Source organism: Terriglobia bacterium, from assembly GCA_032252755.1.
Taxonomy (GTDB): Bacteria; Acidobacteriota; Terriglobia; order Terriglobales; family Acidobacteriaceae; genus JAVUPY01.
Window position 1 is genome coordinate 23,320 of the sequence record JAVUPY010000037.1, and the last position, 26,672, is coordinate 49,991.

Consider the following 26,672-nt stretch of genomic DNA (forward strand, 5'->3'; position numbering starts at 1 on the left):
CATTAGGGAGTAATCACACATTTTCCGCTCCTTGCAGTTGAACTCCGGACAGCAAACTCTGCTCGGACAAAAATTGGATGCCTCTCGCTAATGACCCGTGGTACCCGGCGAGGTTGCATAAGGCGACTTCAACGTTGTTTCCAGCAGATCACGTCCCGCCTTTCGTCGAGAAAACGGCGATCTCACAGCCTCTCGTGACCGCTATCACTGAGGCAACGGTTTTTTCTGGTGTTAGCTATCCGAACTCATATTGCTCCACCGGGGCCCCGAAAGCGCGTGACCGCATTAATAGGAACTCAGCGTCTCAGCAGAAATATATCCGTGCGCGAGAACTGCGGAGGAAGTGATGTCAAACGACGCCAAGGAAGTTTGCACGACCCTGGAGCAACTCAACGAACGCGTACAGCACCTCGAAAACCGAATTGCAATCCTGGAAGGCGAACCCCGGACGCAACGCGTCGCAGCCATCGCGCAACCAGTCAACCCGGTGCGACGAGAACGGCCGCCTGAGACCTGGCAGGGATTCCCTTCCATTGAGTTGCCTGCGGCGATTTCAACGTTGGGCAAGGCCGTGATCGGACTGGCGGGCGCTTACCTGTTTCGCGCACTAGCGGAATCCGGAACGCTTCCCAAAGCCCCGGTTGTGGCGCTTGCGGTTGCATATGCAATGCTCTGGTTGGTTCAGGCAATTCGAGTTCATGCCCAGAAGTTCGCCAGCACCACTTATGCTCTCACTTCCATCCTGATTCTCTCGCCCATGCTCTGGGAGACGACGGTGAGGTTCGAGTTCGTCTCGCCTGCTTACGCCGGAGCCATTCTCGTCGGTTTCTTTGCCGTGACGCTGGCGCTCTCTTGGAAGCGTGAACTGGAAACCATCCCGTGGCTGGCCGCGGTCGCGACGAGCGGCACCGTGATTGCGCTCTTCTTCGCAACCCGGGATGTGTTGCCGCTGACGTTATCGGCCCTGGGAATGGCACTTGCGATGGAAGTTGTTACGTGCTCTGGGCGCGTCCCGACCTCCAGGATGATCCCTGCGTTGTCCGCAAACCTGGCAGTATGGCTGGTCATAACCATCATGATGTTTGGACCGCCGGCTGAAGAATATCCGCAGGTTGGAAAGGCAACTATAAGCGCGCTCTGGTTTGCGTTGCTGGCGATCTATGTCGGGAGTATTGGACTGCGAGGATTCTTGCGAAGGCGCGGGGTCACGGCCGTGGATGTGATCCAGGGCTCGATGGCAGTTGCTGTCGCTGCGTTAGGCGCAACGCGCTCGTCAGGCCTGACCAAATCGATGTTGGGAGTTGTTATGATGGCGCTCGCCGCAGGATGCTACTGGTTGGGGCTTGCGAGATTCAGCAGCGAATTATATGCGCGCAATCGCCGTATCTTCTCCGCCTGGGGTGCGGCGCTTCTGATTGTGGGCAGCGTTTTCCTGCTCGGAGCAAATGCCTCTGTGGTGTTCCTGGGCGCTGCAAGTGTGGCGATGACCTTTGTGTACAGGCGCTTCGGAACCCTTAGCCTGGGATTACATCCTTCCGTATTGCTGGCTGCAGCAGCGGTCTTGTCTTCCTTGCCGACATTCATAGCGGCTGCGTTGTCTGGAACGGTGACTGCGTCGCCGGATTGGACCGTTATGGTTGTCACGGTAGCGGCGGTGCTCTGCTACTCGATTGGTTCGTCGGTCGCGGAGACCAGGATCAGACGGCGGGCTTTGTGGATTATTCCAGCAGCGCTGAGCGCAGTGGCTGCGGTCTCGCTCGCCGTGACGGCCATCGTCTGGCTTGCGAATGGCCACTGGGAAACTTCTGCGTCGAGACTATCCGTGATTCGGACGATCGTGAACTGTGCGCTGGCGCTGACGTTGGGCTACCTGGGGCCCTACTGGCGACGGATCGAGCTTGGATGGGTCGCGTATGCCGCGGTCGCGTTCGGAACCCTGAAGCTGGTATTCGAGGACCTGCGTTTTGGGAGTCCTGAGACGCTCGTCTTCTCTTTCCTGTTCTATGGCCTGGTGCTTATTGTGCTTCCGAGACTGGCACGGCGCAGACAGACGGATTATCAACACCCGAGGAAGTACTTCGCAGCCAGCGCGTAACGGTTCTCAGCAGAGATAGTTCAAGCGACGCTGTGAAGGCTCTTCAACAAGCTCACCAGGTCATCCTGGTGAACGGCGCGCATCATCGCTTCTTCCCGGTCAATCTTCCGTTCCATGACGAGCCGCGAGAGCGATTCCTCCAGCGTCTGCGAGCCCTGGTTCTTGGTCAGCGTGATCTCCTGGTGTAAATGCTGCAAGGCATTGCGGCGGATGTGATGGCGCGTTCCGTATCCGACCATCAGCAACTCGACTGCGGGAACTCTCCCCCCGTTATTGCTGGGGAGAAGCATCTGCGTCATCACCGCGCTGGCTGCCATCGCGAGGTCCTGGCGAATGGTGTTCTGACGCTCCGGCGGGAAGGAGTCGGCGATTCGACCGATTGTGGAAGCCATGTCCGTGGTGTGGAGTGTGGAGAAGACCAGGTGGCCCGTTTCAGCGGCGGAAAGGGCGATTCGCATCGTCTCCGGATCGCGCATTTCGCCGACGACAATGATGTCGGGAGCCTGGCGCAAGGCGGCGCGGAGAGCGGTTGGGAAATCGGGAGCATCCGTTCCGATCTCGACCTGCTCGATGATGCTGTGCTCGTGCGAATGCTCATACTCGATCGGGTCTTCGATGATGACGATGTGACGAGCCGACGAGCGATTGATCTCGTGAATGAGCGCAGCAACAGTGGTCGTCTTCCCGGAACCAGCAGCACCGCCGATGAGGACGAGTCCGCGCTTAAGTTGAGAGAGCGCGTGAACCTGCGGAGGAAGGTTGAGTTCGGAGAGCTGTGGAACACGGGTGGGAAGCGCGCGAATGGCGGCCGCCGCATCTCCCTTCTGGTGGTGAAGGTTGATGCGGAAACGTCCGAGTCCGGAAACGCGGTAGGAGGAATCGGCGATTCCATCGCTGCGATAGAGTTCCAGAGCGTGGGGAGTGAGCGCTGGAACGACCGCATTCTCAATTTCGGCACCGGTGAGAGGCGCGGTATCCATGCCGCGAACCACGCCGTCAACCAGCATGCAGACGGGAGCGTCGGTGACGAGAAGGATGTCGCTGCCGGCATTGGCGATGAGCGTCTCGAGCCACTTGTCTAGAGGGAGAGGCATAAGTTAGGCACCAGCGGACCATTGTAATGCTGGTCGCCGGTTCCCAGTTCTCGGTCTCGCCTCCCTCAGCTATGGCTCGGAGAGGTAGGGTGAGGACCTCAAGGGCGAAAGCTTGTCCTCATGGGGTCTGAAAGGCACGCTGAACCCGTGCCCCTTCAATAACTCGTACCCTTTCAAAACCTATTTGTCAGGGATTTCGAGGGTACGCATGGCGATGTTGGGGTCGGGGACGGCGGATTCGTGCGCTACGATCAGCCACTTGCCTTTGATCTTCCGGATGATTACGAGATTCACTCCGAAGACGCTTTGTCCGGCGTTCATGGAATCGTAGCGAGTGATGGCATACGCGAATTCTTGGGAGCAACTGGAAGCCAGCACTTTCAGCGATTCGATCTTGTACTTGGCATCGGTGCCTCGTTTCACGTACGCCTTGATAGCGGGGCGGCCATGAACGATGCCGGTGGCGAAGTGCTGCGTGAGGTAGGTTGCGTCTTCGGCGTAAAGCGCCGCCACCGCGTCGGGATTGCCAGAGTTGTAGCCGTCTTTCCAATCCTGGGCGACCTTCTGAATTACGCTTTCGATCCCGGGAACAGCGCATTGTTGGGGATGTTGTGGCAAAGCCTGCCCAAGTGCGAGATTCGAGATAAGCAACAGCAGTCCGAGTTTCAACATGACAGATTTAGTACACGGCCAAGAAATGATTCTCTGTCGCAAAGATCACAACTGGCAGTGATATGAAATGGTCTCTTGTTCGGGCCATCCTCATGCCCGGAAAGGGGTAGTGCGGGGGCGGCACTTTGATGCTAGTTTGCCTATACCTTCACTGGGGCAACAAGAAAGACACGCTGGAGCAGGAACGCAAGGATGGTGGCCTCAGACTTTTCCCTTCAAAAATGTGCGGCGCCCAACTGTACGCAGCGGTGGCACAGGCTGGGTGTCGGCAAGCTGTTCACTTTTCACGTGAGGACTGGCGGAATAAGCAGCGCCATGCATGTGTGGCTGTGTGATCGGTGCGTTGAGAGTTGGTGCGCTGTTGCCCAAGAAGGAAACATTGTGCTGGTCCCGCAAAAACGTAGAGCGAGTTAGAGCCCTGTCGTATTAGTATGTCGCTGTAGCACTTAACTTCATTAAGTGCAGGCGACCTGGACGCGGGCGTTCGGGGGAGCGCCTGCGTCCTTGACATAGACTTAGACGAGAATTCATCGCGGTGAGCAGTTGGGCTGGTAGTGCGCGTATACAATCCCGTTTAAGCAAAACGAGCTTGAGCGAAGTACTAATGAGAAGTTGGCTTGCTGGAGAAAGGACTAATGGCTAAAACAAAGGGCTTTGGGGCAGTCAAGAAGATCGATAAGACGAGTCTGGAGCGCATGAAGCGAGCCGGGATGACCGAGTTTGCGATTGCGGAGAAACTCGGTTGCCATCGCTCGCATGTGACGCGGGCGACGATTCTTTACGGGCTGCAAGGCATGGGCGCGAAACGCGGACACGGTCCGATCAAGGTTGCTCCGATTACAAAACGCGAACTGGCGTCGCTGCGCAACAAGGGATGGAAGCTGCAGGAGATTGCCAATCATTTCGGGTGCGGAATCGACCACATCACGGTACTCATCCGCAGGTACGGATTGCCGAAGAGTAAGGCAGGGAGACCTGTACAACCAGTAACGAAAGCGGCACGCTAAGTTGAGCGTGAAGAGCGGGCGTCGTTCGAGGATAAGGATGGGGCGGCGATAACGATGAAACCAAAGGGAACCTGGAAAAACATTGGGGAGTATATCCGTTTCCGACGTATCAAAGAAGGGATGACGATTCGCGAACTGGCGGGGCTGGCGGGAATGACGTCGACGCTGCTGTTCAACATAGAATCGGGAAAAAACGATCCGAAGCTCAAGTCGGTTGAGAAGATCGCGATGGGCTTTGGGGAGCCGGAGATGAAATTTCTCGGCAGGTTCTATGGTCAGCGTCGGCATCGAAATCGGGGAAGCTAGCTCGCACCAACCAACTGACTCGCCATTTTTTAGTTGCATTGCCAAAGGGGAGCAACTACTCTGTTGCGCACAAATTTCCCTGGGGACTTCTAGTCACAATTTAGATCGCTAGTACATGATGCGGCGCGGATCTTTTTGCGCTCGCGAGCTGCGTTTGAGAGGCGAGGAGATTTCTGTGGCCGTTGGAAACGTGGGGTTTGCTGCCGGACTCGAGAAAAGAGGCGTCACAACTCAGTTCAAGAGGTTTCTCGGCCGTTATTTCTACTTCGTCATGTCGCTGGTGATGGCGACTCTGGTAGTCGCGGGCTTCAGTCGCACCGTGGACCAGAGCCTGTTCCACGCGAACCCGCCGAGGCCGTTGCTGTTGTGGATGCATGGTGCGGCGTTCTCGACTTGGATGCTGTTCTTTATTTTGCAATCGGCGCTGGTGCGGGTGCGCAAGGTGAGCGTGCATCGCGTTCTCGGCTGGTTCGGTGCCGCGCTTGGCGCCCTGATGGTTCCATTGGGACTGACCGTGATGGTAGTCATGACGCGATTCGACATGGGCGTCCTGCATCAGGCCGGCGTCGATTCGTTCATCTCCGTGCCGATTTGCGACATGGTCGTCTTCGGTACTTGCCTGGCCCTGGCGATTTACTGGAGGAAGAAGCCGGAATACCATCGCCGGCTTCTGTTCGTCGGGACATGCGAATTGATGGACGCCGGGATTGGACGATTCGATTTCTGGTTCAACCACAGCATCTTTTACGTCGGACTGGACGCGCTGATCGTGCTCGGGATGGTGAGAGATTGGATGGTTGAAGGGCGCGTCAATAAGGTCTATTTGTATGCGCTGCCAGCAATGATTGTTCTGCAGAGTGTCGCGATTTATGCGTGGAGAGGTAATCCTGCCTGGTGGCAGGGGATCACGCACGCGATCCTGGGGATGTGAAGGACCGTGCCGCCCGAAGAGGCTAACGGTCTTTCGACTCCGCGCAATGAAGCCGCGCTCCGTTCCGGACGACGCAGCTTCTGAAGCTATTCTTCCGGGGGTTCCTGGAGCACGGAGGCAGTGTGGATGCCGGTGGCCATTTCGGGCAGAATTCCTTTCTCGACATAAATGGGGCGAATGAGTTGGCGGATTGCGGGTAGCTCTGTTGCGAACAGCGCGGCTCCGGCGACGCAGATGGCTCCGCCAATGGTAAGCGTGAGGGGCGCGCCGATGCGACTGGCGATCGCTCCCGCGGCGAGACTCCCGAAGGGTGCAATGCCCTGGAATGCCATCGCGTAGAAACTCATGACGCGCCCGCGCTTTGAGTCTTCCGAAATAGTTTGAAGGATGGTGTTGCTGGCGGCCATCTGCTGCATGACGCTGAAGCCGGTTATCACCAGCAGCAGCAGCGAGAGCCAGATCTGGCGCGACATCGAAAAGGCAATGAGAGATGCGCCGAATCCGGCGGCGGTGATGGGGATGATCCGGCCGAGGCCGAGCACGCTCTTGCGCGCGGCGAGGCTCATGGCGCCGATAAGCGCGCCAACGCCGGCGGCTCCCATGAGAAACCCGAAAGTATGCGCGCCGCCGTGGAGGATGTTTCCGGCGAAGATGGGCATGAGTGCCGTGTAGGGCATGCCCACAAGGCTGATAAGCGCCAGCAGCAGGAGGATCGCCCAGATGGGACGAAAGCCGCTGATGTAGTTCCAGCCTTCGCGGAGTTCGGAGGCGACGCTTTCGTGCTCGCGCGGAGGCGAAGCGACGACCGTCATGGCAAGAAGCGAGATTATGACGGCGATGTAACTGATGCCGTCGAGCAGGAAGCAATACCCTTCCCCAAAGGCCGCGATGAGAAGTCCGGCGACGGATGGGCCGATGAGTCGCGCACCGTTAACCAGTGATGAGTTAAGGGCGATGGCGTTGGGGAGATCGGCACGGTCTTCGACCATTTCGATGACGAATGCCTGGCGCGCCGGCATATCGAAGGCGTTCACGCAGCCCTGAAAGAGGTTGAGCAGGATGATTTCGGTAACAGTGATAATTCCTGGGAGCGCCAGAGCCGCGAGGGCGAAGGACTCGACCATTGAGAGGATTTGCGTGATGACGAGCACGCGATGACGGTTGAGGCGGTCGACCCAGACACCCGCAAACGGACCGAGGATGAGGATCGGAATCTGACTAGCGAAACTGACGAGCCCGAGAAGAAATGCCGAATCGGTGAGGCGGTAAACGAGCCATCCCGTTGCGACTCGGGTCATCCAGGTGCCGATCAGGGAAATCCCCTGGCCGCCGAAAAAGAGGCGGTAATTGCGGTGGCGGAGAGCGCGGGCGATTTGACGCCAGTCGGTTCCGCCTCGCCGGGGATTGGATTGGTTAGGCACGCCAGGACAGGACTAAGCTTCAATGTAGCAAAAGAACTTCATGGCGTGTGAACAGGATTCTTCGTCTCCTTCGACAGGATCAGTCTCCTCAGGATGACCCAAAAAGCTAACGGACATGGCACGGAAGAAGCCCGCCCTTGCCAAACCGCTTCTATTCGCAAGGGAAGAAGAGGGAGAAGACGGTGCCGGTGTGTCCGGGCGTGGTGCTGCTCTTGAGCGAGAAGCGGCCTTTGTTTTTGCGGATAAATTCGGCGGTGATCCAAAGCCCAAGACCATTTCCCTTCTCTTTTTTCGTACTGAAGAAGGGTTCGAAGATCTGTTTGCGGATTTCACGGCTCATGCCATGCCCGGTGTCGGCGACGGTGATGCGAAGGCCTTTAATGCCGCCATTCATCCAATCTCGGCGGAGATTGGCGCGGACGATGAGGCGGCCGCCGTTGGGCATCGCGTCAATGGCGTTGGTGACGATGTTGGCGACGACCTGGCGGACTTCGCTGGCATAGCAACGAATGGGGCGGAGTTCGCCTAACTGCACGGTAAGAGAGATATTTCTCCCGCTGATCTGCTTCGAGAGAAGGTTAACGACCGCGTCGACGATGGCGCCGACGTCGACGAGCTCACGCTGGTTCGAGTAGCGGTAGAAGGTCAGCGTCTGGCGTGTGATTTCGCCGATGCGGGCGAGTTCGCGCTGGGCGGTTTGCCCATACTCGCGGATGCCGGGTTCTTTCGAGGTGGTTGCGATCAGATAGACGAGGTTGGTGACACCCTCGAGCGGATTGTTGATGTCGTGCGCGATGGTGCCAGCGAGTTTTCCGGCAATGGCGAACTTCTCGGCGTTTTGCAGAGCGTGCTGAAGAGCGGCCTGCTCCTGGATGTCGGTGCACGTCGCGACCCATTCCAGGAGGTCTCCCTGAGCACCGAGAACTGGCACCACGCGCCACTGAACGAGGCAGTAGGAGCCATCAGCGCGATGCAACCGGAACTGGCACTCGACGCCGCGACGGCTCTGAATCGCCTCCGACCAGATGCGCTGCACGTCTTCGCGATCGCCGGGATGAACGGAATCGAGCCAACCGGAGCCCACGTACTCGCCTGGAGCCTGACCGGTGAAGGCTTCCCAATCATGCTGATGATTGCGTGCGCCACCTTCGGCGTCGGCAAGCCAGACCAGCGATGAAGAGGCAAGTACCAACGATCGGTAACGTTGCTCGCTCTTCGAGAGCGCCTGTGTTACCTGCGTTAGAGTTGCGAGGTGATCGCGGATTTCATACTGGCGCGCGCGCGCGCGCAGGGCAGACCCGGCGGCACTGACGAGAGTGACTGGGCGAATGGGACGCTCGAGGAGCGAGACGTTGCCAAGAACGCCGCGATTGCGCGCAGCTCGCAGGCTTCGGCTATCGCTGGCACCGCCGCCGGTGAGCACGATGATAGGGAGATCGGACCACGCTGGCTGTGCAGCGAGGGTCTTTGCGAGCGTGGAGATTCCGGCCGGCATCAAGGCCTCTTCGGCGACAATCACGGTGCCGACGCCATGCTTCATCCGCGTGCAAAGCTCGATGAGCGAGTTGCACACTTTGACCCGGATTCCGGCGAGATTGAGTTCGCGGCCAATCAGGAAACCGTCCACCCCGGCAGGAGCGAGAACCAGGACACGACTTTCGAGGGTCCGGGACTCTACCGGACTAGTCGGCTGCTGCGTCTCGGGCTGTTCCACCAAGAAAAGTCGGGGTTCCGGCGAGGACTCCCTGGAAGTTCCTGAGGGGCTCGCCGACTCGGATTCCGTTCGATCCCAACTGAAGTTCGCGGATTGTGCGTTCGTGTCGTCCACTGCGCTTTTTCACCACGGAAATTGCCTGACGGACTTCACCATAGGCTTCGTAGTAACGCAGGAGAAGGATCGCGTCGGCGAGATAGCTTACATCAACCGGTGACTGCATCGCCGCACCGACTATGCCGGTTTGGGCAAGCACCATGAGAGTAACCACGCCTTGCTGGTTGAGGAACGTGAGCAATTCGTGAAGTTGAATAGTTAGAAAGTCTTCGCCGGGCATGGCCTGGAGAAAACCGTTGAGGCTGTCGATGATGACCATTCGAGCATTACGCTCTTCTACCGCTGAGCGGACGTTTTCGACGAATTCTCCGGGCGACAGAACGGCGGGATCAAGTTGCTGGACCTCGAGCACATTCTCGCGTAAGGGCGCCGACAGGTTGATCTTGAGACCCTGCGCGCGTTCCATGAACGTCTGCTGCGATTCTTCGAAAGTGAAGAAGCAAACGCGCTCGCCGCGATTCGACGTTGCAGCAGCGAATTGCAAAGCAACCGTCGATTTGCCGCAACCGGCAGGACCAACCAGGAGCGTACTAGTGCCGCGATCGATGCCGCCGCCGAGAAGATCATCGAGTTCGCGGACACCACTGGGGACGGGCTCAATTTTGAACTTCTTTCCGTGCTGCGAAGCTTCGAGCCGGGGGAAGACGCGAAGTCCACCTTTGCGGATCACATAATCGTGGAAGCCTTCGCGAACCTGCATGCCGCGCATCTTCGTGGCTTCCAGGCGACGACGGGTCACACCATATTCACGCGCGATCTTCTCCATGGTGATGACGCCGTGGACGATGCTGTGCAATTGCATATCGGCGGAGCGACCGGTGCGGTCGTCCAGAAGGAGCACGGTACAGCGGCGGCCTTCAAAGTGATGCTTGAATGCGAGGATCTGGCGACGATAGATGATGGGCTCGCGGGCCAGCATGCGAAGTTCGGCGAGAGAGTCGATCACGAGGCGGCTGGGATTGATCTTCTCTACTTCGGAGAGAACAGTCTTGGCGGTGTCGGCTAACTCGACATCAGAGGGATGGAACACCGTGTAATGATCGTCGGGGCTGAGCTGGCCGCGCTCGGCAAATAGTTCGTAGATGGGAATCTGGTCAAGGTTCCACCCGTGAGACCGCGCCACTGCCTCGAGTTCCATCTTGGTTTCCGAGAGGGTGACATAGAGCACATTCTCGCCATTGCGAATACCTTCGAAAAGAAACTGAAGAGCGAGCGTCGTCTTGCCCGCGCCGGGGTCACCCTCGAGCAGGTAAAAGTAATTAGCGGGCACTCCGCCATTCATAACCTCGTCAAAGCCGGCTACACCTGTCTTCAGCCGATCGTTATCTGCCATTGTTCCTCTATCTTTGCGGGCCCGAGTTGGCGTGGCTATGCCGAGACCGGGGACCGCTTTCATTCCTATTCTTGGCGCTGCATAAGGGCGCGTCCTGAAAGCCTCACCGGGCGCGTGCTGCCGGAACGTAAGCTCCCGCAGGAAGTGGGCACTCCTCACCCGCTGTTTTGGGGGAAGACCAGACTGGCAAAAATAGATGCGAGTTTGTTTTGAGGAAGTTGCTTACTTAAGCAATCTGGCGTGAACACCCGTCCAGAGCGGAGTCAGCGGACTGCGCGAGGCGACTGTTCACCGCGAAGAAAAGCCCCACCCTGACGAAGGAAGCCAGGATGGGGCCCTAATTAGCCTGCGTTCACGTCTACATCGCCTTCCCCAACTTACTGCACGGTTGCAGTGACTGAGGTTCGGCTGGTTGGCGTGTTGTAGCCGGTCGGAGTTCCGACGTTCACGTGTGTCGTACCGACAGCGACAGCGTGGAAGGTCGCGCTGCCGGCAGACTGGCTCGAAGACAGAGTGACCGGCGTCGTGATGGTTCCCGCCGAGGTGTTGTCGCTTGACATCGGGACCTGGATGCTAATGCCGCCCCGTACCGGTTGCACGACGAGGAAGTTCGAATTGGCGTCAAGCAAGGCGGAGGCGACGCCAACCGGAGTATCGGACCCGGTGATGGCGTTGAAATCAGCCGAGGTAATGATGAACCCGGACGGATTCACCGTGACGTTGATGGTCGTTGTGGCATAGCCGGTGGCAGTCACGGTCAGCGTGGTCGTACCCTGGCTGATGCCCTGGATGTAGAAGTTTGGTGTGGTGCTGCTGATGCTGCTGAAGGTCACGGTTCCGGTGCCGGCGACGGTGGGATCGGTGCTGACGGTAGCGACTGAGGTGGAACTGCTGGCAATCGTCACATCAACCGGGGTTGTCGGTGTCGTGCTGAGTGTGACGGTGTTGGACTGTTGGAGGTCCTTGCCGACGGTGACCTGAGTGTTCGTAGTCAGGCCGGGTAGACCGACGGATGCGGTGATGCTGCCGTAGGTCATGGGCGTGCTGAAGCCTGCGGGGGCAACGGTCGCGAGCGTCGTTTCGCCATCGGCGAGAGCGTGGAATGTGGCGCTGCCCACCGATTGGTTGCTCGCGAACGCAACCGGCGTGGTGATGGTGCCCACAGCCGTGTTGCTGCTGGTAAGGCCGACGGACGCGCTGACGCCACCACGCAGCGGTTGCAGGCCGATGTAGTTAAGCGTCGTTGAGTCGAGCACGGCGGGAGCGATATTGACCGTCTTCGTGTCGTTCACATTCGCGTTGAAGCTCCCGGTATCCATGATGAATCCGGATGGATTAACAGTGACGTGAATGGTGGTGTCGGCATAGCCAGGCGCGCTAACCGTGAGCGTGGTCGAGCCGATGCTGATGCCCTGGATATAGAAGTTGGGCGTGCTTCCTGTGATGTTGTTGAAGGTCAACGAACCGGTGCCGGCGGACGCCGGATCAGTGCTGAGGACGGCGACCGCAGTGGAGTTGCTGGTCACGGTGACCGCGACAGGACTGGCCGGCGCCGTGTTCAGCGTAACCGTGTTCGGCTGTTGCAGATCCTTGCCGATCGTGAACGCGGTCTTGGTGGTCATGCCGGGCAGCCCGACATTCGCCGTGATGGATTGATATTGCGTCGGCGTACTGAAGCCGGACGGGGTCTGGATGGCGACGGTGGTGGTTCCACCCGAGACTGGATGGAAAGTCGAGGTCGCGCTCGCGACGTTCGCAGCAAAGCTGATCGGACTGGTTACAGTCGCGACGCCGGTGTTCGAACTGGTGATTCCGAGATTGACAGGAGCAGCGCCGGGACGAACCCCCTGCGACGTCCCGGTCGGAACCAGGGAGCTGTTGAGAACCGCAGTCGCAAGGGTGACAGTGCTGTCTCCAGTGGAGCCGCTGTTGATGCCTGAGTTGACGATGACGAACCCGGACGGCGCGAGTGTGATCGTTGTCGTGCCGTCGGTAAGGTTAGTCCCGCTGGCCGTGAGGGTAACGGTGCCGCTGGAAGCGAGAGCCTGAACATAGAACTGCGGTAACCCTCGCGTCCCACCATTGACGTGAACCGTGGTAGTGGCTGCGCCCGCCGTTACAGGATCGGACGAGACCACGACCTTGGACGGATCGGAACTGGTGATGGTTACGTCAACGCCGTCGGGACTTGGTGCTGGGTCACCGAGATAGATCGTGTCAACGCCCTGGAGGTCTTTGCCAACCGTGAGCGGGTTCATGGTGACAGTGGCGTTGCCAACATTGACCTTCATCACCTGGAAATTCGCGGGCGTGGTGAAGCCGCTCGGTTCGGTGACGGTGATGTTGGTGGTCCCGGTGGCGAGGGGGTGGAAGGTCAGCGTGGCATACGGTGTTCCGGCGCCGAGAGAGATGGAACTCGTACTGATGGTGCCGACGGTCTTATCGGAATTGGTTAGCTTGATCGTCTGCGAACTCATGCCCCCGCGCAGGGTTTCCGTCCCGAGAACGTTCTTAGTGGTTGGATCCAAGTATGCGGGCAATACGGTGAGCGTGGAGTCAGCGGCAAAGACCGAGGTATTGAGCGTGTCAGACGTGCCGTTTCGGATGATAAAGCCGGAAGGCGCGAGCGTGACCGTCGCGGTCGTGTCGAGATAACCCGAGGCCTTGATGGTCAGCGTCGCCGTACCGGTATCGGTTAGAGCCTGCACGAAGAATGAGGGGCTGGTCTTGGAACCGGCGGCGGCGGTCACCTTAACGGTGTCGCTCCCCTTCGCTGTGGCACTGTTCGAGAGCAGGATTTTCGAGGTGTCAGTGGTCGTGACCGTGATGTCGGTGGATGCGCCAGTGACGACGCCGAAGGTTACGGCGGCGGAGCCTTGCAGGTCCTTGCCAACGGTGATGTTGGGAACAGTCATGCTGTTCACCGTTACATTAACGGTGACTGACCCTGTCGTGTAGCCGCTGGCGGTCCCTGTAATGGTGGTGGATCCGGCGGCCGAAACCGAGGTGACTGTCACCGACGTGGTGGACGAACCCGATGACACTGTGACGCTTGCGGGAACCGTAGCAACACTGGTGTTGCTGCTGGTCAGGTTGACCGTGACTCCACCGGAACCAGCGGTTTGTCCGAGAGTCAAGATGAGGGTTGCCGTGGAATTGCCGTTCATGTCGAGCGGCGAAGGCGAAAAGCTGATATTGGTATTCGGGCCAACCGTGATGTTGACGGTGTCCGGCGTCGAGGTCAGGAGGCCATCGCTGACAACCAGTTCAACGGTGTAGGTGCCCTGAAGGTCAGCTGCAAAAGTTGGCTTCGAGGTGGTTGCACCGGCGAGCGTTGCAGTGGAACCGTTGGGGATCGACGTGAAGCGCCACTGATATGTCAGCCCGTACCCATCGGGATCAGTGGAACCGGTGCCGTCCAGCGTGACCGTGGAGCCGACGCTCGGCGATTGATCTGGCCCTGCATTTGCGACCGGCGCACGGTTCGACGAAGTGATGATGACAGTTCGCGGAGCACTGTCGCTATGGCCATCGTTGACGATCACCTGTGCGATGTAGGTGCCCCGCTTGTCGAGCGTGAAAGACGGCGTTTGCGAGGTGGGATCGTTGAGCGCAGCGGTGCTGCCCAATGGCAGCCCGATCAAAGACCACTTGTAAGTCAGCGAGTAGCCTTCGGGGCTGCTGGAGCCACTCGCGTCGAGGTTGGCCGCGGAGCCTACATTCACGCTCTGGTTGCTTCCGGCGCTGGCCGATGGCGGCGCGTAAACCGTGCTCACGAGAACGGTGGCGGGCGCGCTGGTGACGATTCCGTTGGAGACAAAGAGTTCGGCGACGTAATCGCCCGCAATATCGGCAGTGAAGCTGGGCTTCTGCCCAGTGGAACTGCTGAGCGCGGCGGTGCTGCCGGCGGGTTTGGAGACGAGGGCCCAGGCGTAGCTGAGCGTGCCGCCGCCGGGATCGAAGGAACCGCTGCCGTCAAGTTGAACGGCGCCGCCCACGGTCGCGTGCTGCGGCTTTCCAGCATTGGCGATCGGGGCCACAGGCGAGGTCGAAATTGTGACGGTTGAGGCCGAACTGTAGAAGTGTCCGTCGTTGACCATCAACTGGGCGACGTAGTCACCGGCTTTGTCGGCGACGAAAACCGGGTTGGGTACAGTCGGATCGGAAAGGACGGCCGCGCTGCCGGCAGGCTTGCTGAGTAGCGCCCAATAGAACTGCAGCGCGTTGCCATCAACGTCGGTGGAACCGGAGCCATCGAGTTGAACAGTCGCGCCAGCGGCGACGGTCTGGCCGGGTCCAGCGTTGGCGACGGGGGCGGAGTTCGTGGTGCTGATGGTGACCGTCGAAGGCGCACTGTTCGCGGTGCCGTCGTTGACAATCAACTGCGCGACGTAGGTTCCGGCGACGTCCGCGGTGAACGAGGGCTGAACCGAAGCTGCAGATGAAAGAGTCGCAGTGCTTCCGGAGGGACGCGCGATGAGCGCCCAGCGATAGGAGAGCGCGTTGCCGTTGGCGTCGGTGGAAGCGCTGCCGTCGAGCAGAACGTCGGAACCCGTTGTAACTGTGCGATCACGGCCTGCCGACGCGACAGGCGGAGTGTTCACCGTGCTGACGGTCATGGTCGAAGCAACGCTATTGACCGTGCCGTCATTGACGATCAACTGGACTAGATAAGTTCCGGCCTTGTCGGCAACGAAAGTCGGCCGTATGGAATTCGCGTTCGAAAGTCCGGCGCTGCTGCCGGCGGGAGCGCTCGTGATCGCCCACGAATATGTCAGCGGATCGCCTTCAAAGTCACTTGAAGCGCTGCCGTCGAGATGCGCGGTGGCGCCGACTTGCACGGCCTGGTTACGTCCGGCGTTGGCGATGGGCGCGGAATTTGAAGTGTCGATGTAGACGCGCGAGATGTGGCTGTCAACAATGCCATCGTTGACAATCAGGTCCGCCTGGTAGGTTCCAGCTTTGTCCACCACGAATGTCGGTTGCGGGCTGGTAGTGCTGGAAAGAGCCGCCGAGCTGCCGGAGGGACTGACCAGCGTCCATTTGTAGGTCAGGTGATTGCCGTCGAAGTCGGTTGAATGCGTGCCGTCGAGTTGGATGGTCACGCCGATCTTGGCAGTCTGGTTGAAGCCGGCGTTTGCGACCGGCATGGAATTGACGGTGCTGATGGTCACAATCGCAGGAGCACTGGTGGCCGTCCCATTCCTCACAACGAGTTGGACAAGATAGTTCCCTGCTACGTCGGCGACGAAGCTCGGCGTTGGAGAGCTTGCATTCGAGAGAGTCGCGGTGCTGCCGCTGGGAGCCGATGCCATCGTCCACTGGAAAGTCAGCGGAGATCCATTGCCATCGCTGGAGCCGTAGCCGCTGAGATTCACAGTCGAGCCAACGGCGACGGTCTCATCGAGACCGGCATTAGCGACCGGGGGCTGGTTCGCGGGGCGCGTGACAATGTTCAGCTGAACTGGGTTTGAAGTCCCGCCCTGCGGAGCTGAATTAACGACGGTGACGGCGGGCGTTCCGACGGAAGCAAGATCGGCCGCGGTAATGCTTGCGGTCAGTTGCGATGAACTGATGAAGACGGTAGTGCGGCTGGAACCACCGAGTTGGACGGTTGAGTTGGGAAGGAAGTGACTGCCGTTAACGGTTAGCGTGATGTCTCCGGAGCCGGCATAAACCGTCGTCGGATTGATGCCGGTGAGGACCGGCACAGGAGCATTGATGAGGAAGTTCTGCGCAGTGGAGGTTCCACTGCTTCCCGTCGTGACGGTGATCGGTACAGAGGCCGACGACGCGACGAGCGAAGCCGGGATATCAGCGTTGAGCTGACTGCTGTCGAGGTACGTGGTGGAAATTGCGTTGCCGTTCCAGTTGATCGTCGAAGTCGGGTTGAACCCGGAACCGGTAACGGTGAGCACAAAGCCGGCGCTGCCCGCAGTCACATTGCCGGGGTTCAGCGAAGAAATGGTTGGAGCGGCAGACGAAACAGTGAAGTTGACGGAATTAGACGTGCGGCCGCCATCCGTGACCGTAACTCCAAAGGTACCGGCGGTAGTAAGAGACGATGCCGGGATTGTTGCGCTCACCTGGGTCGGGCTCGTGTAGGTTGTCGTGAGCGCCGTCCCATTGAAGTTGACGACAGAACTCTTGGTAAAGTTCGCCCCCGTAACTGTAATTGTGGTCGCCTGCGAGCCTACGGTGACCTTGGAAACGGAAAGGGAGGCAATGCTGGGCGCGCCACCCGAGCCGGAGCTTTTGCCGCAGCCGGAGATGAAGGCAAGAAGAACGAGAATGACACCCAGAAGAGCGGTACGACGGTAGAGCATAATCCTCCCACGCAGGGATACACCGTTATCGGCGGAACGGGTCGCACCGGCAGACGGTCTATGAAGATAATGAGTTCGGCTGCAGAAGCATTACGGCTGAAGACGAGCGCACGTTTGATGTGCTTGAGCCAAACGCACTCGATCCGTACAGAAACGGACCGTTTACTGCAGGCCGTCCAACATCAAATTTCCAGAATTCAGGAACGTACCTTTTATATCGCAAACCCGGGCCCTAAGTCTTGGTAATTACAATTTTTAACGTCGTTCCACGCTTAGAACCGAATTCGCCACAGAGACACTGAGGCAAAGAGTTTTCTGGGCGGAAACCCACGAATGCCGATTCGCGGGTTTTCGCTTTTGTGACTCTGGGTCTCCGTACTGCGGCTCGCTTGCGGCGAACAAGGCTTCTTCGTTCGGTTGGATTGTCGACTGCCGATGCGAGGACGGCAATCAGAGAAGAACCCTAATCAGGAAGTATGTTGACTATGGGAACACGAAGGTGGAGCTAACGGTAAAACTGAGAAACTCTGCTTTTCGCGCGCATGGAACGCGGAGAACGGACATCTGATGGATCGCTAATTTGCTACTTCCCTTTCATATTGCGATAACGCCGGATTAGCGCATTGGTTGAGCTGTCGTGCTTCAGTGGCGGTTCTTGGGCGGCGGCGAGTTCGGGATAGATGTTTTTCGCGAGCACTTTGCCCAGTTCGACGCCCCACTGATCGAAGGAATCGATGCACCACACCATGCCTTGAGTAAAGACGCTGTGCTCATAGAGGGCGACAAGTTTGCCGAGCGTGGTCGGTGTGAGGCGTTCGGTGAGGATGACGTTCGACGGGCGGTTGCCCTCGAAGGTGCGGTGCGGAACGAGCCAGTCGGGCGTGCCTTCGGCTTTGACCTGGTCCGGCGTTTTGCCGAAGGCGAGCGCTTCGGCCTGCGCGAAGATGTTGGCCATCAACAGGTCATGGTGTTCCCCGAGCGGGTTGAGCGATTGTGCGAAGCCGATGAAGTCGCACGGAATAAGGCGCGTGCCCTGGTGAATGAGCTGGTAGAACGAGTGCTGCCCGTTGGTGCCCGGCTCTCCCCAATAGATCGCTCCGGTTTCGTACGTGACGCGGGCGCCGCCCCGGGTGACGTGCTTGCCATTACTCTCCATCGTTAATTGCTGCAAGTAAGCGGGGAAACGCTTGAGGTACTGGTCGTACGGGAGGACCGCGACTGTCTCAGAGCCGAAGAAATCGCTGTACCAGACCGCGAGCAGGCCCATGATCGCCGGGAGATTGCGCTCGAAAGGCGTCGTTCGGAAGTGCTCATCGATTTCGTGCGCGCCCGCCAGCATGGCGCGGAAGTTTTCCGGGCCAATGGCAATCATCGTCGAAAGGCCGATAGCCGACATCATGGAGTACCGCCCGCCGACCCAATCCCAGAATCCGAACATGTTCGCCGTGTCGATACCGAACTTTGAGACTTCGGCGGCGTTGGTGGAGACGGCGACGAAATGCTTCGCGACGGCCTTCTCGCCGCCGAGTTTGGCTAACGACCATTGTTTCGCGGTCTGGGCGTTGGTCATCGTCTCGAGCGTGGTGAAGGTTTTCGACGAGATGATGAAGAGTGTCTCTTCGGGATCGAGTCCGTGGGTGGCTTCGGCGAAGTCGGTGCCGTCGATGTTCGAGATGAAGCGGAAGTTGAGGTCGCGCTTGCTGTAATGGCGGAGAGCTTCGTAGGCCATGACGGGGCCAAGGTCGGAGCCGCCGATACCGATGTTGATCACGTTGCGGATGCGCTTGCCGCTGAAACCACGCCACTCGCCGTTGCGGATGCTCTCGGCGAATTTCGCCATGCGATCAAGGACTTCGTTGACTTCCTCTACGACGTTCTTGCCGTCGACGACGATGGATGCTCCGCGAGGCATGCGCAGGGCGACGTGAAGAACCGAACGATTCTCGCTGAAATTGATCTTGTCGCCGCGGAACATGGCGTCTATGCCCTCGCGGAGACCGCACTCATTCGCCAAAGCGACGAGCAGGCGCAAGGTTTTGTCCGTGACGCGGTTCTTGGAGTAATCGAGGAAGAGTCCGGCGGCCTCGGCCGTGAGATGCTCCCCGCGCTTGGGATCCTCGGCGAACAACTGGCGGAGAGTAACGTTCTTGACCTGTTCGAAATGAGAGCGGAGTGACTTCCATGCGGAAGTGTCGACAGGAGTTTGTAGTTGCAGGCCGGTCGGAGTGCTCATCGGTTCTCCATTATGAATGCGAAGGTATAGATGCTACTGCCATCGCGGGCCGATTCCAACTTTTGAAGGACAACCGCATATCCGAACAGCGGAACCGAATAGTCAACAGCAACGGCTCAACGTCCTATTCTTCGGTTTTCGCAGGAATGGATTAGGTCGTCGGAGCCGTTCATGAATGCGAGCCGAACGGCAGACACAACTCACTTCAGAGAAGCTGCATCCAACTTTTACGTATTTGCCCTAATCCCTTATAAAACGCAGGTTTACAGCAACGGGGGATGTCGGTTAATCTCATAAAACTTTCGGCAGATGACGCGCCCGCAAGGGTGGCCGTCGTGGGGAGCTGCCAGAATAGTTGTTCGTCAGGGTTGTTCGACCCGAATTCAAGGTACCAAACGATGATTAGAGAAACGCTCTTATGCGTCTGCTCGTGAACTGTCGTCAATTTACGGTTCTGGTGCTCGTGCTCGGGAGCATCATTCCCTGTCGTGCGGCCAATGCCACGCAGAACGATCAACAGACCGCAAAAGAATTGAAGCAACTCTCGCTCGAGCAACTCTCAAACATCGAAATCACAACCACGAGCAAGGGGCCGACCAATGCGTTTCGCGCGCCGGCCGCGGTCTACGTCATTACAGCCGAGGACATACGTCGGGCCGGGGTGAGCACTATTCCGGACGCGTTGCGTCTTGCGCCTGGGGTTGAGGTCGCACAGATCGACAGTAACAAATGGGCGATCGGCATTCGCGGCTTTGGAAGCAGGCTGTCGCGCTCAGTGCTGGTTTTGATCGATGGGCGCACGGTTTACACCACTCTGCTGGCTGGAACTTACTGGGAAGTCCAGGACACCTTGCTATCGGACATCGATCGAATCGAGGTGATTCGCGGTCCCGGGGGGACCATCTGGGGCCCGAACGCAGTTAACGGCGTTATCAACATCATTACGAAGAGCGCCAGCGAGACACATGGGACGCGCGTAGAAGTCGGCGGCGGTAACGTCCAGCAAGGGTTTGCGAATTTCCGCTACGGCGGCGCAACGAAGGGCGGTTTCAACTACCGGGTCTACGGCAAGTGGTTTACGCGGGGACCGATGTATCACCCGGATGGCCGGAACTTCGACGACTGGCGTGGTGGGCAGGGTGGCTTCCGCACGGACTGGAACAATGGAGAAAAGAACCACTTCACGGTACAGGGAGATTTGTACAAGCAGGAAGACGGCGAGAGCGTGGTCGCGACGAGTTACACAGCTCCATTCTCCCGGATAATCGATGCCAACGCGCATCTCTCTGGAGGCAACATCCTCGGGAGGTGGACGCACGGTATTTCTGACGGCAACGACATCCAGGTGCAGGCATATTACGACCGCACGAACCGGCACGAACCCAATTTTGGGGATGTTAGAGACACTTTCGACGTCGATTACGTTCAACACGCGCGAATAACGCGGAATGACTTTACGTTCGGATTCGGCGCGCGCTTCAGCCGCGGCAATGATCTCCAGGTGGTCTCGGGTCTGACCTTCAGCCCGGCAAAGAGAACCGACGCCCTCATTACGGGGTTTATCCAGGATGAGTTCGCGATTGTGCCGCAGCGGCTGTCGCTGACTATCGGGACGAAACTGTTGCACACGAATTTTACTGAGTTCGAGCCCGAACCCAGCGCTCGGCTGCTATGGACGCCAAATGACAAAATGACGTTCTGGGCCGCGGCGACGCAAGCGGTGCGAACACCATCAGACGCCGAGCACGACTTCTACCTTTCGGGCTTTCTTGGGCTCGCCCCTGACGGAACGCCCTTCTTCGCGCGCTTCAATGCGAACAAGGACTTCCGCCCGGAACACATGAATGGGTTCGAGTTGGGCTACCGGCAACTTATAAGCAAAAAGCTCTTTGTCGATGTCGCAAGTTTCTATAACCACTACAGCGATTTATTCAGCGAGGACATCACGGGGGGACCCTACCTGGAGACCACGCCGCAGCCGACGCACTACCTTCTGCCTGCGGAGTTTGGCAACGGCCTAATGGGGAATACGAAAGGGTTTGAAGTTTCGCCCGAGTGGCGTCCGACGAACTTCTTCCGGCTTCGCGGGTCCTATTCGTACCTGCACATGAGTATCGCGAGGTCGCCGAACTCGATAGACATCGGCACGGCGCCGCAGATTATGGGCTCCAGCCCACAGCACCAGGTCACCGCGACGTCTTCGTTTGATCTGCCCTCGGCCTTCTTGCTCGATCTCGACTTTCGTTTCGTCAGTTCCCTTCCCGCCCAGAAAGTGCCTGCCTATTCGACGGCCGACGCTCGGTTTTCGAAGCAATTTGACAACGGATTTCGGATTGCACTCGTCGGACGTAATCTGCTTCAGCCGCATCATCTAGAGTTCGGGACAGACCCGGGAGCGACAGCCAACGACATCACCCTGGTCGGGATCCGGCGAAGCGCCTATATCGAGCTGAGTTGGGTGCACTGATGCGGGAGTCGAACCGAGTACGTGGGCCGCGCAAGATACTACGACGTGTGAATCGACTCGTAGTGCACGTTCTCCTTACGATCGCCCTTTTGGCCAATGGCGAACTCGCGCTGGATGGACAGCAGATCAGGCCCACGGAAGCCCAGTTGAAGGCTGCCTTCCTCTTCAATTTCGGAAAGTACGTCACTTGGCCGAGAATTACCGGAGACACCTTCTCGATCTGCCTCCTCGGGCAGGACCCTTTCGGGCCGGTACTCGATTCCATTGTGGCCGGCGAAAAGCTGGGCGGGAAACCAGCGGATGTTCGGCGCATCCGAGGTGCTCAGGAGGCATCCACCTGCCAGATAGTTTTCATCAGTTCTTCCCAGGAAAGCCATTTGCAGTCGACGCTAGTGGAACTGGCGAAATATCCGGCCTTGACCGTGAGCGACATCCCTGACTTCGTCCGTCGCGGGGGCATGATCCAGTTCGTCGATGAAGACGACCGCGTGAGGTTCATCGTGAATCTCTCGGCCGCCCAGAAGGCTGGATTTGTGGTCAGTTCCGAGCTGTTAAAGGTAGCCAAGTACGTACAACGCGAAAGTGGACCGGGGGGTGTCTAGTGCGCCTCCAACCTTCCATTTCGCGAAAGCTCACTTGGCTCAACGTACTCGTCAGCGCCACGGCACTTGCAATTACCGCTATTGCTCTCATCGTCTACGACCAGTCGAGCTACCGGCGAATTCTCCTGGAGAACATCTCCGCACAGGCCGATGTAGTAGGCAGAAACAGTGTCTCGTCACTCGTATTCGCCGACCCCCAGACAGCGCGAAACACCTTGAGCGCACTGGATAGCGTCCCCAACATTCTCGCCGCCAGTCTCTTCACCGCGGATGGGCACCTGTTTGCGTCCTACAGCAGGAGACCTGATCTGGCGATCACGGCCATGGGAACGCCGACGTCGACGGTGCAAGAGTACCCGGATCGAACGTTAGTTCTGACGCGGCAGTTACTTTCAGGCGATCAGGTCGTCGGTTACCTCACCATCAAAGCGGACGCTTCCCCTATACGGCAGAGGCTACGGAGTTACCTGATGATCGTCGGTGGCGTCTTGGGTCTGTCGCTGCTGGCGGCAATCCTCTTGTCATCGGCATTTCGCCGCGCGGTTGCACGACCAATTGTCGAACTCGCAAACTCCGCGCGATTCGTGTCCAGGGAAAAGGATTATTCCGTCAGGGTGCCGGAGACGGGCACGGGCGACGAACTGTCCGTCCTGGTGGATGCGTTCAATGAGATGCTGTCCGGTATCCAGAGCCGGGATCTGGCGCTCGATTCCGAGCGCGCGCGCTTGAGAGCGGTGCTGGAGAGCGCTCCGATAGGGATCATGGTGGTCGATCCAAAGTCGCAGAAGATAATTCTCTCCAACAGAACCATGGACGAGATTCTGCAGGAACCCGCAGGCTCGTTCGGAAAACCCGCTTTAAGTTGGAGCGCGATGCGACCGAATCGTGAGCCCGTGACTTTTGACGAACGACCCCTGATTCGCGCGCTTCGTGGAGAGGTCGTTACCGCAGAGGACTACATTCTCGTTCGCAGCGACGGCACGGAAACATGGGTGAGATCGAGCGCAGTACCGGTACGCGAAAAGGACGGTAATATCGCGGCAGGATTGGTGGCGGTGATCGGGATCGACGCACAGAAGAAAGCGCAGGAGGCACTGCTGCAGGCCGAAAAACTGGCGGCGGCAGGGCGGTTAGCGGCTTCGATTTCCCACGAGATCAATAACCCGCTGGAGAGCGTGACCAATCTGCTTTACATTGCGCTCTCCCAGGATTCCCTCACACCCGAGGTGCGGCACCTTTTGACGCAGGCGGACCAGGAACTATCGCGGGTCACGCACATTGCCACGCAGACTCTGCGTTTTTACCGGCAGTCGACGAATCCCACCTCGGTGGATATGGGCAATCTGATCGATTCGGTGCTGCAGTTACTCTCACCAAGGCTCCGCAATATGGAAGTCGAGGTAGGGAGAGAATACGGCGCGAAGACGCGTATCACCTGCTTCGAGGGCGAACTGCGGCAGGTTTTCACCAATCTGATCAGCAACGCAGTTGACGCAATGCCTAAAGCCGGAGGACGCCTCATTGCACGAACCAAGCAGGTTGGGAGTTCGAACGGAACAGGACTGCAGGGCATACAAATCACGATCGCCGACAACGGACAAGGAATCCCGGCGGACCTGGAAAGCCGCATCTTCGAACCGTTCTATACGACCAAGGGAAATCGTGGCACGGGACTGGGGTTGTGGGTGACGAAGGAAATTATTGCAAAACATAAAGGAACCATTCGAGTCCGAAGCACGGTTGGACGTGGCACGGTATTCATGATCGTGATTCCGTTTGCGATTGCCAAAGAAGACAGTCGGCTCGCCCAACTCGCATAGGCTGCGACGTTCCAGGTGCATTCGGTGTTATGCGGCCCGATCGTGCGAGCCATGCCGCTCCCATTCACTACGCAACTGGAAGAGGCGAAGGATGTGGCTGCGCGTATCGTGCCCCCCCCGGGCGGTACTAGCTGGCCCTGGGGAAGGGTTTCCTGTGCGGAGATGCACTTGCGTGCGCGGCGGACAACTGCGCTCAGCCGTCGGCGCGAGCGCGAAGGCCAGTCATGGAATGCACCTTGATTCGAAAGAAGACGGGATCGATGAGCTGGTCACCACCTTTGGCCTGGCGCTCGGCAAAGGCGATTTGCCACCAGCGGCTGCGCTTCTCCAGCAGGCTGCGCGCATGCGCACGTTCGTGTGTGAAGCGTGGTTCGACCAGTTCCTCGTATTCGCCGTTGAAGACGACGCTCGTCCACTGGATTTCGTTGCTGATTTCGTCGATGGCTACGCACACTTTGGCGTTCTCGCGCATCCATTCGATCTTCTGCCCGAAGGTGGAGATAGCATAGATATAGCCGGAGTCGTAGGCGACGTTGATGGGAATCACGTAGGGCTGGTTGTCCTGCGCACAGGCGAGCCTGCCCAGTGTAATGCGGGTTGCAAACTCCATACATTCGTTCTCGGTCATTTCATCGATCGTCATGATTGCTTCTCGCGCCCAAGCTACGAACCTATTATTCCATTGATGGCGCTTTCAGGTGTTGGATGCGCGTCTTTCCCGCTGGACTGTTCTCAGCATCGGTTCTAACCTCTTTCGATAAACCATGGCGACCGAAACCACGCAGCGCGTACAGCAACCGCAAGCGAGCAAGTCAACTTCATCTGGAAAGCTGAGTTCTGTCGTCAACATCGCGGACCTGCGGGCGATGGCGAAGCGGAGAGTTCCGAAGTCTGTGTTCGATTACCTCGACGGCGGGGCCGAGGGCGAGGTCACACTGCGGGAGAACTGTCGCGCCTTCGAGGACATCGTCTTCCGGCCCAGGAGCGCGGTGCGGCTCGATAACGTCGATCTGCGAACCACGGTCCTTGGTCACGCGCTGGCCTTTCCGGCAATCCTCGCTCCCGTCGGTTACAGCCGCTTGATGCATCCGCGGGGCGAGTGTGCGGCGGCGCAGGCCGCGGGCGAGGCCGGAACGGGATACATTCTGTCCACGATTTCCGGACACAAGCTTGAGGACGTGAAGGCGGCGACGCAGGGATTCGCCTTCTACCAGCTTTACCTGATGGGCGGTCGCGAGGCGGCAATGGGCGCCATGGAGCGGGCCAAGAAGGCAGGCTTCGCGGCGCTGGTCATCACCATCGACACGGCGGTCTCCGGTTTGCGAGAGCGCGATCCGCGGAACGGAATGAAAGAGCTGTTGGGGAAGAATCCGTTGGCGAAGCTTCCCTTTCTGCCGAATATTCTTGCGCATCCGGGATGGCTGATCTCTTTCCTGCTCGACGGTGGAGTTCCGCCGCTGGCGAATGTCGTCGTTCCGGGCAAAGGAGCGATGCCGATGACCGATGTCGCGGCGGCGCTCGACGAGTCGACGGTTGTGTGGGAGGACCTGAAGTGGATTCGAGAAGTGTGGACCGGACCGATCGTCGTGAAGGGCGTGATGATTGGCGACGACGCGCGAAGAGCCATCGACGCGGGCGCGGCGGCGGTCGTGGTCTCCAACCACGGCGGACGACAACTGGATTGCTGCGACGCCACGATCCGCATTCTTCCCGAGGTCGTCGAGGCCGTTCGCGGACAAATCGAAGTCCTGATGGATGGCGGCGTGCGTCGCGGCGGCGACATCGTCAAGGCTCTCTGCCTCGGCGCAAGAGCGGTGCTGATCGGTCGCGCGTACGCATACGGCCTGGCCGCGGCGGGACACGCTGGCGTCACACGCGCGCTGCAGATCCTGCGAGCCGATGTCGAACGGACGATGCGGTTGCTGGGCGTTGCGTCGGTCGCGGAGCTGAATAGCGAGTATGTGAAGTATCTGCCGAGCGCTCGGTAAGACTGCAAAACAGCAAAGGGAAAAACAGCAAAACGGCAACGAACATCTTTGCTGTGTTTCTTCCGCGACCTCCGCGTCCTCTGCGTTAATCCGCTAAGCAGTGTGGTAAATTTAAGAGTACCGTGGGTGCGTAGCTCAGTTGGTAGAGCAATGCCCTTTTAAGGCATGGGTCGAAGGTTCGAGTCCTTCCGCACTCACCAAAATCAAAATTGGCTTACTGCCACGGCCGGAGTCATCCGAACCATTGGCTGGTGGCCCAGCTATCCACGACTAATTTGTGCCCCACGTTCATGTCCCGTTTTTGGACGCCAACGTGGGCGAATCACAGTTTTCCTCTTATTCACAAGTCAAACTTGCTGTCCCGCTGACGGTCGGCGGTGTCGTGCTGCCACTCGATGCGTTGCCCGTCCCCGTGACTGGCCCCGATGTCGCGCTTTATACATGTAGCTACGCCGTAGGTCGCGTCATGCACGTTGCTGATGCTTACGTTCTGCGTATCCGATACCGTCCAGGTCACATTCGTCAGATTGCTTTGCGCAATCGCGC

At 58.6% G+C, this 26,672-nt stretch carries 17 protein-coding genes and 1 tRNA gene; 9 read left to right on the forward strand and 9 right to left on the reverse strand.

Going from position 1 to position 26,672, the window contains the following annotated elements:
- The first annotated feature begins 346 nt into the window (after nt 1-346).
- On the forward strand, nt 347-2,095 hold the full coding sequence (locus tag ROO76_08805) for a hypothetical protein (GenBank protein MDT8068252.1): 1,749 nt from the start codon (nt 347-349) through the stop codon (nt 2,093-2,095).
- A 20-nt stretch (nt 2,096-2,115) separates the two neighbouring features.
- Here ROO76_08805 and ROO76_08810 read toward each other — a convergent pair whose 3' ends face one another.
- Both ROO76_08810 and ROO76_08815 read right to left on the reverse strand, forming a co-directional pair.
- On the reverse strand, nt 2,116-3,189 hold the full coding sequence (locus tag ROO76_08810; GenBank protein ID MDT8068253.1) for a PilT/PilU family type 4a pilus ATPase: 1,074 nt from the start codon (nt 3,187-3,189) through the stop codon (nt 2,116-2,118).
- Between the two features lie 180 nt (nt 3,190-3,369).
- The gene (locus ROO76_08815; GenBank protein MDT8068254.1) at nt 3,370-3,861 is read right to left on the reverse strand and encodes a DUF4440 domain-containing protein; all 492 of its coding nucleotides are present in this window, start codon (nt 3,859-3,861) and stop codon (nt 3,370-3,372) included.
- A 635-nt stretch (nt 3,862-4,496) separates the two neighbouring features.
- Between ROO76_08815 and ROO76_08820 the strand changes: the two genes are divergently transcribed.
- From ROO76_08820 to ROO76_08830, 3 genes are all read left to right on the forward strand, one after another.
- Nucleotides 4,497-4,868: a hypothetical protein gene (locus ROO76_08820; protein MDT8068255.1), complete on the forward strand. Its 372-nt coding sequence runs from the start codon at nt 4,497-4,499 to the stop codon at nt 4,866-4,868.
- Nucleotides 4,869-4,922: 54 nt separating this feature from the next.
- On the forward strand, nt 4,923-5,174 hold the full coding sequence (locus ROO76_08825) for a helix-turn-helix transcriptional regulator (protein MDT8068256.1): 252 nt from the start codon (nt 4,923-4,925) through the stop codon (nt 5,172-5,174).
- 175 nt (nt 5,175-5,349) lie between these two features.
- Nucleotides 5,350-6,105, forward strand: a complete 756-nt coding sequence (locus tag ROO76_08830) for a hypothetical protein (protein MDT8068257.1) — start codon at nt 5,350-5,352, stop codon at nt 6,103-6,105.
- Nucleotides 6,106-6,191: 86 nt separating this feature from the next.
- On the opposite strand, the gene ROO76_08835 is transcribed toward ROO76_08830, so the two are convergent.
- From ROO76_08835 to pgi, 5 genes are all read right to left on the reverse strand, one after another.
- Nucleotides 6,192-7,526 carry an MFS transporter gene (locus ROO76_08835; GenBank protein MDT8068258.1) on the reverse strand — a complete coding sequence of 445 codons (1,335 nt, stop codon included), beginning with the start codon at nt 7,524-7,526 and terminating at the stop codon, nt 6,192-6,194.
- A gap of 151 nt (nt 7,527-7,677) precedes the next feature.
- Nucleotides 7,678-9,240, reverse strand: coding sequence for an ATP-binding protein (locus ROO76_08840; GenBank protein ID MDT8068259.1), 1,563 nt, complete (start codon nt 9,238-9,240; stop codon nt 7,678-7,680).
- Nucleotides 9,209-10,690, reverse strand: coding sequence for an ATPase domain-containing protein (locus ROO76_08845; GenBank protein MDT8068260.1), 1,482 nt, complete (start codon nt 10,688-10,690; stop codon nt 9,209-9,211). The genes ROO76_08840 and ROO76_08845 overlap by 32 nt, the downstream gene beginning before the upstream one ends.
- A gap of 377 nt (nt 10,691-11,067) precedes the next feature.
- Nucleotides 11,068-17,016, reverse strand: a complete 5,949-nt coding sequence (locus ROO76_08850) for a PKD domain-containing protein (GenBank protein ID MDT8068261.1) — start codon at nt 17,014-17,016, stop codon at nt 11,068-11,070.
- Between the two features lie 583 nt (nt 17,017-17,599).
- A complete protein-coding gene (gene pgi / locus ROO76_08855; protein ID MDT8068262.1) occupies nt 17,600-19,249 on the reverse strand; it encodes a glucose-6-phosphate isomerase in 1,650 nt (549 codons plus the stop codon).
- Between the two features lie 418 nt (nt 19,250-19,667).
- Between pgi and ROO76_08860 the strand changes: the two genes are divergently transcribed.
- Genes ROO76_08860 through ROO76_08870 form a run of 3 tightly spaced genes read left to right on the forward strand, consistent with a single transcriptional unit; the run spans nt 19,668 to nt 24,138 of the window.
- Nucleotides 19,668-21,716, forward strand: a complete 2,049-nt coding sequence (locus ROO76_08860; protein ID MDT8068263.1) for a TonB-dependent receptor — start codon at nt 19,668-19,670, stop codon at nt 21,714-21,716.
- A gap of 47 nt (nt 21,717-21,763) precedes the next feature.
- Nucleotides 21,764-22,318 (forward strand): YfiR family protein, encoded by a 555-nt coding sequence (locus ROO76_08865; GenBank protein ID MDT8068264.1) that lies wholly within the window; start codon nt 21,764-21,766, stop codon nt 22,316-22,318.
- Entirely contained in the window at nt 22,318-24,138 is a 1,821-nt protein-coding gene (locus ROO76_08870) for an ATP-binding protein (protein MDT8068265.1), read from the forward strand. Before ROO76_08865 ends, ROO76_08870 begins: the two co-directional genes overlap by 1 nt.
- Nucleotides 24,139-24,331: 193 nt before the next feature.
- On the opposite strand, the gene ROO76_08875 is transcribed toward ROO76_08870, so the two are convergent.
- Nucleotides 24,332-24,781 (reverse strand): pyridoxamine 5'-phosphate oxidase family protein, encoded by a 450-nt coding sequence (locus tag ROO76_08875; protein ID MDT8068266.1) that lies wholly within the window; start codon nt 24,779-24,781, stop codon nt 24,332-24,334.
- A 121-nt stretch (nt 24,782-24,902) separates the two neighbouring features.
- Between ROO76_08875 and ROO76_08880 the strand changes: the two genes are divergently transcribed.
- Nucleotides 24,903-26,126, forward strand: coding sequence for an alpha-hydroxy acid oxidase (locus ROO76_08880; GenBank protein ID MDT8068267.1), 1,224 nt, complete (start codon nt 24,903-24,905; stop codon nt 26,124-26,126).
- Nucleotides 26,127-26,250: 124 nt separating this feature from the next.
- Nucleotides 26,251-26,326 (forward strand) — tRNA-Lys (locus ROO76_08885).
- A 140-nt stretch (nt 26,327-26,466) separates the two neighbouring features.
- Here ROO76_08885 and ROO76_08890 read toward each other — a convergent pair.
- On the reverse strand, nt 26,467-26,672 hold a 206-nt coding region (locus tag ROO76_08890), incomplete at its 5' end, for a hypothetical protein (GenBank protein MDT8068268.1).

What these genes read in the sequence shown, in the direction of transcription:
- ROO76_08805 (MDT8068252.1), top strand. Translation starts at nt 347, where the DNA reads ATGTCAAACGACGCCAAGGAAGTTTGCACGACCCTGGAGCAACTCAAC.
- ROO76_08810 (MDT8068253.1), bottom strand. Translation starts at nt 3,189, where the DNA reads ATGCCTCTCCCTCTAGACAAGTGGCTCGAGACGCTCATCGCCAATGCC.
- ROO76_08815 (MDT8068254.1), bottom strand. Translation starts at nt 3,861, where the DNA reads ATGTTGAAACTCGGACTGCTGTTGCTTATCTCGAATCTCGCACTTGGG.
- ROO76_08820 (MDT8068255.1), top strand. Translation starts at nt 4,497, where the DNA reads ATGGCTAAAACAAAGGGCTTTGGGGCAGTCAAGAAGATCGATAAGACG.
- ROO76_08825 (MDT8068256.1), top strand. Translation starts at nt 4,923, where the DNA reads ATGAAACCAAAGGGAACCTGGAAAAACATTGGGGAGTATATCCGTTTC.
- ROO76_08845 (MDT8068260.1), bottom strand. Translation starts at nt 10,690, where the DNA reads ATGGCAGATAACGATCGGCTGAAGACAGGTGTAGCCGGCTTTGACGAG.
- ROO76_08850 (MDT8068261.1), bottom strand. Translation starts at nt 17,016, where the DNA reads ATGCTCTACCGTCGTACCGCTCTTCTGGGTGTCATTCTCGTTCTTCTT.
- pgi (MDT8068262.1), bottom strand. Translation starts at nt 19,249, where the DNA reads ATGAGCACTCCGACCGGCCTGCAACTACAAACTCCTGTCGACACTTCC.
- ROO76_08860 (MDT8068263.1), top strand. Translation starts at nt 19,668, where the DNA reads ATGCGTCTGCTCGTGAACTGTCGTCAATTTACGGTTCTGGTGCTCGTG.
- ROO76_08875 (MDT8068266.1), bottom strand. Translation starts at nt 24,781, where the DNA reads ATGACGATCGATGAAATGACCGAGAACGAATGTATGGAGTTTGCAACC.
- ROO76_08880 (MDT8068267.1), top strand. Translation starts at nt 24,903, where the DNA reads ATGGCGACCGAAACCACGCAGCGCGTACAGCAACCGCAAGCGAGCAAG.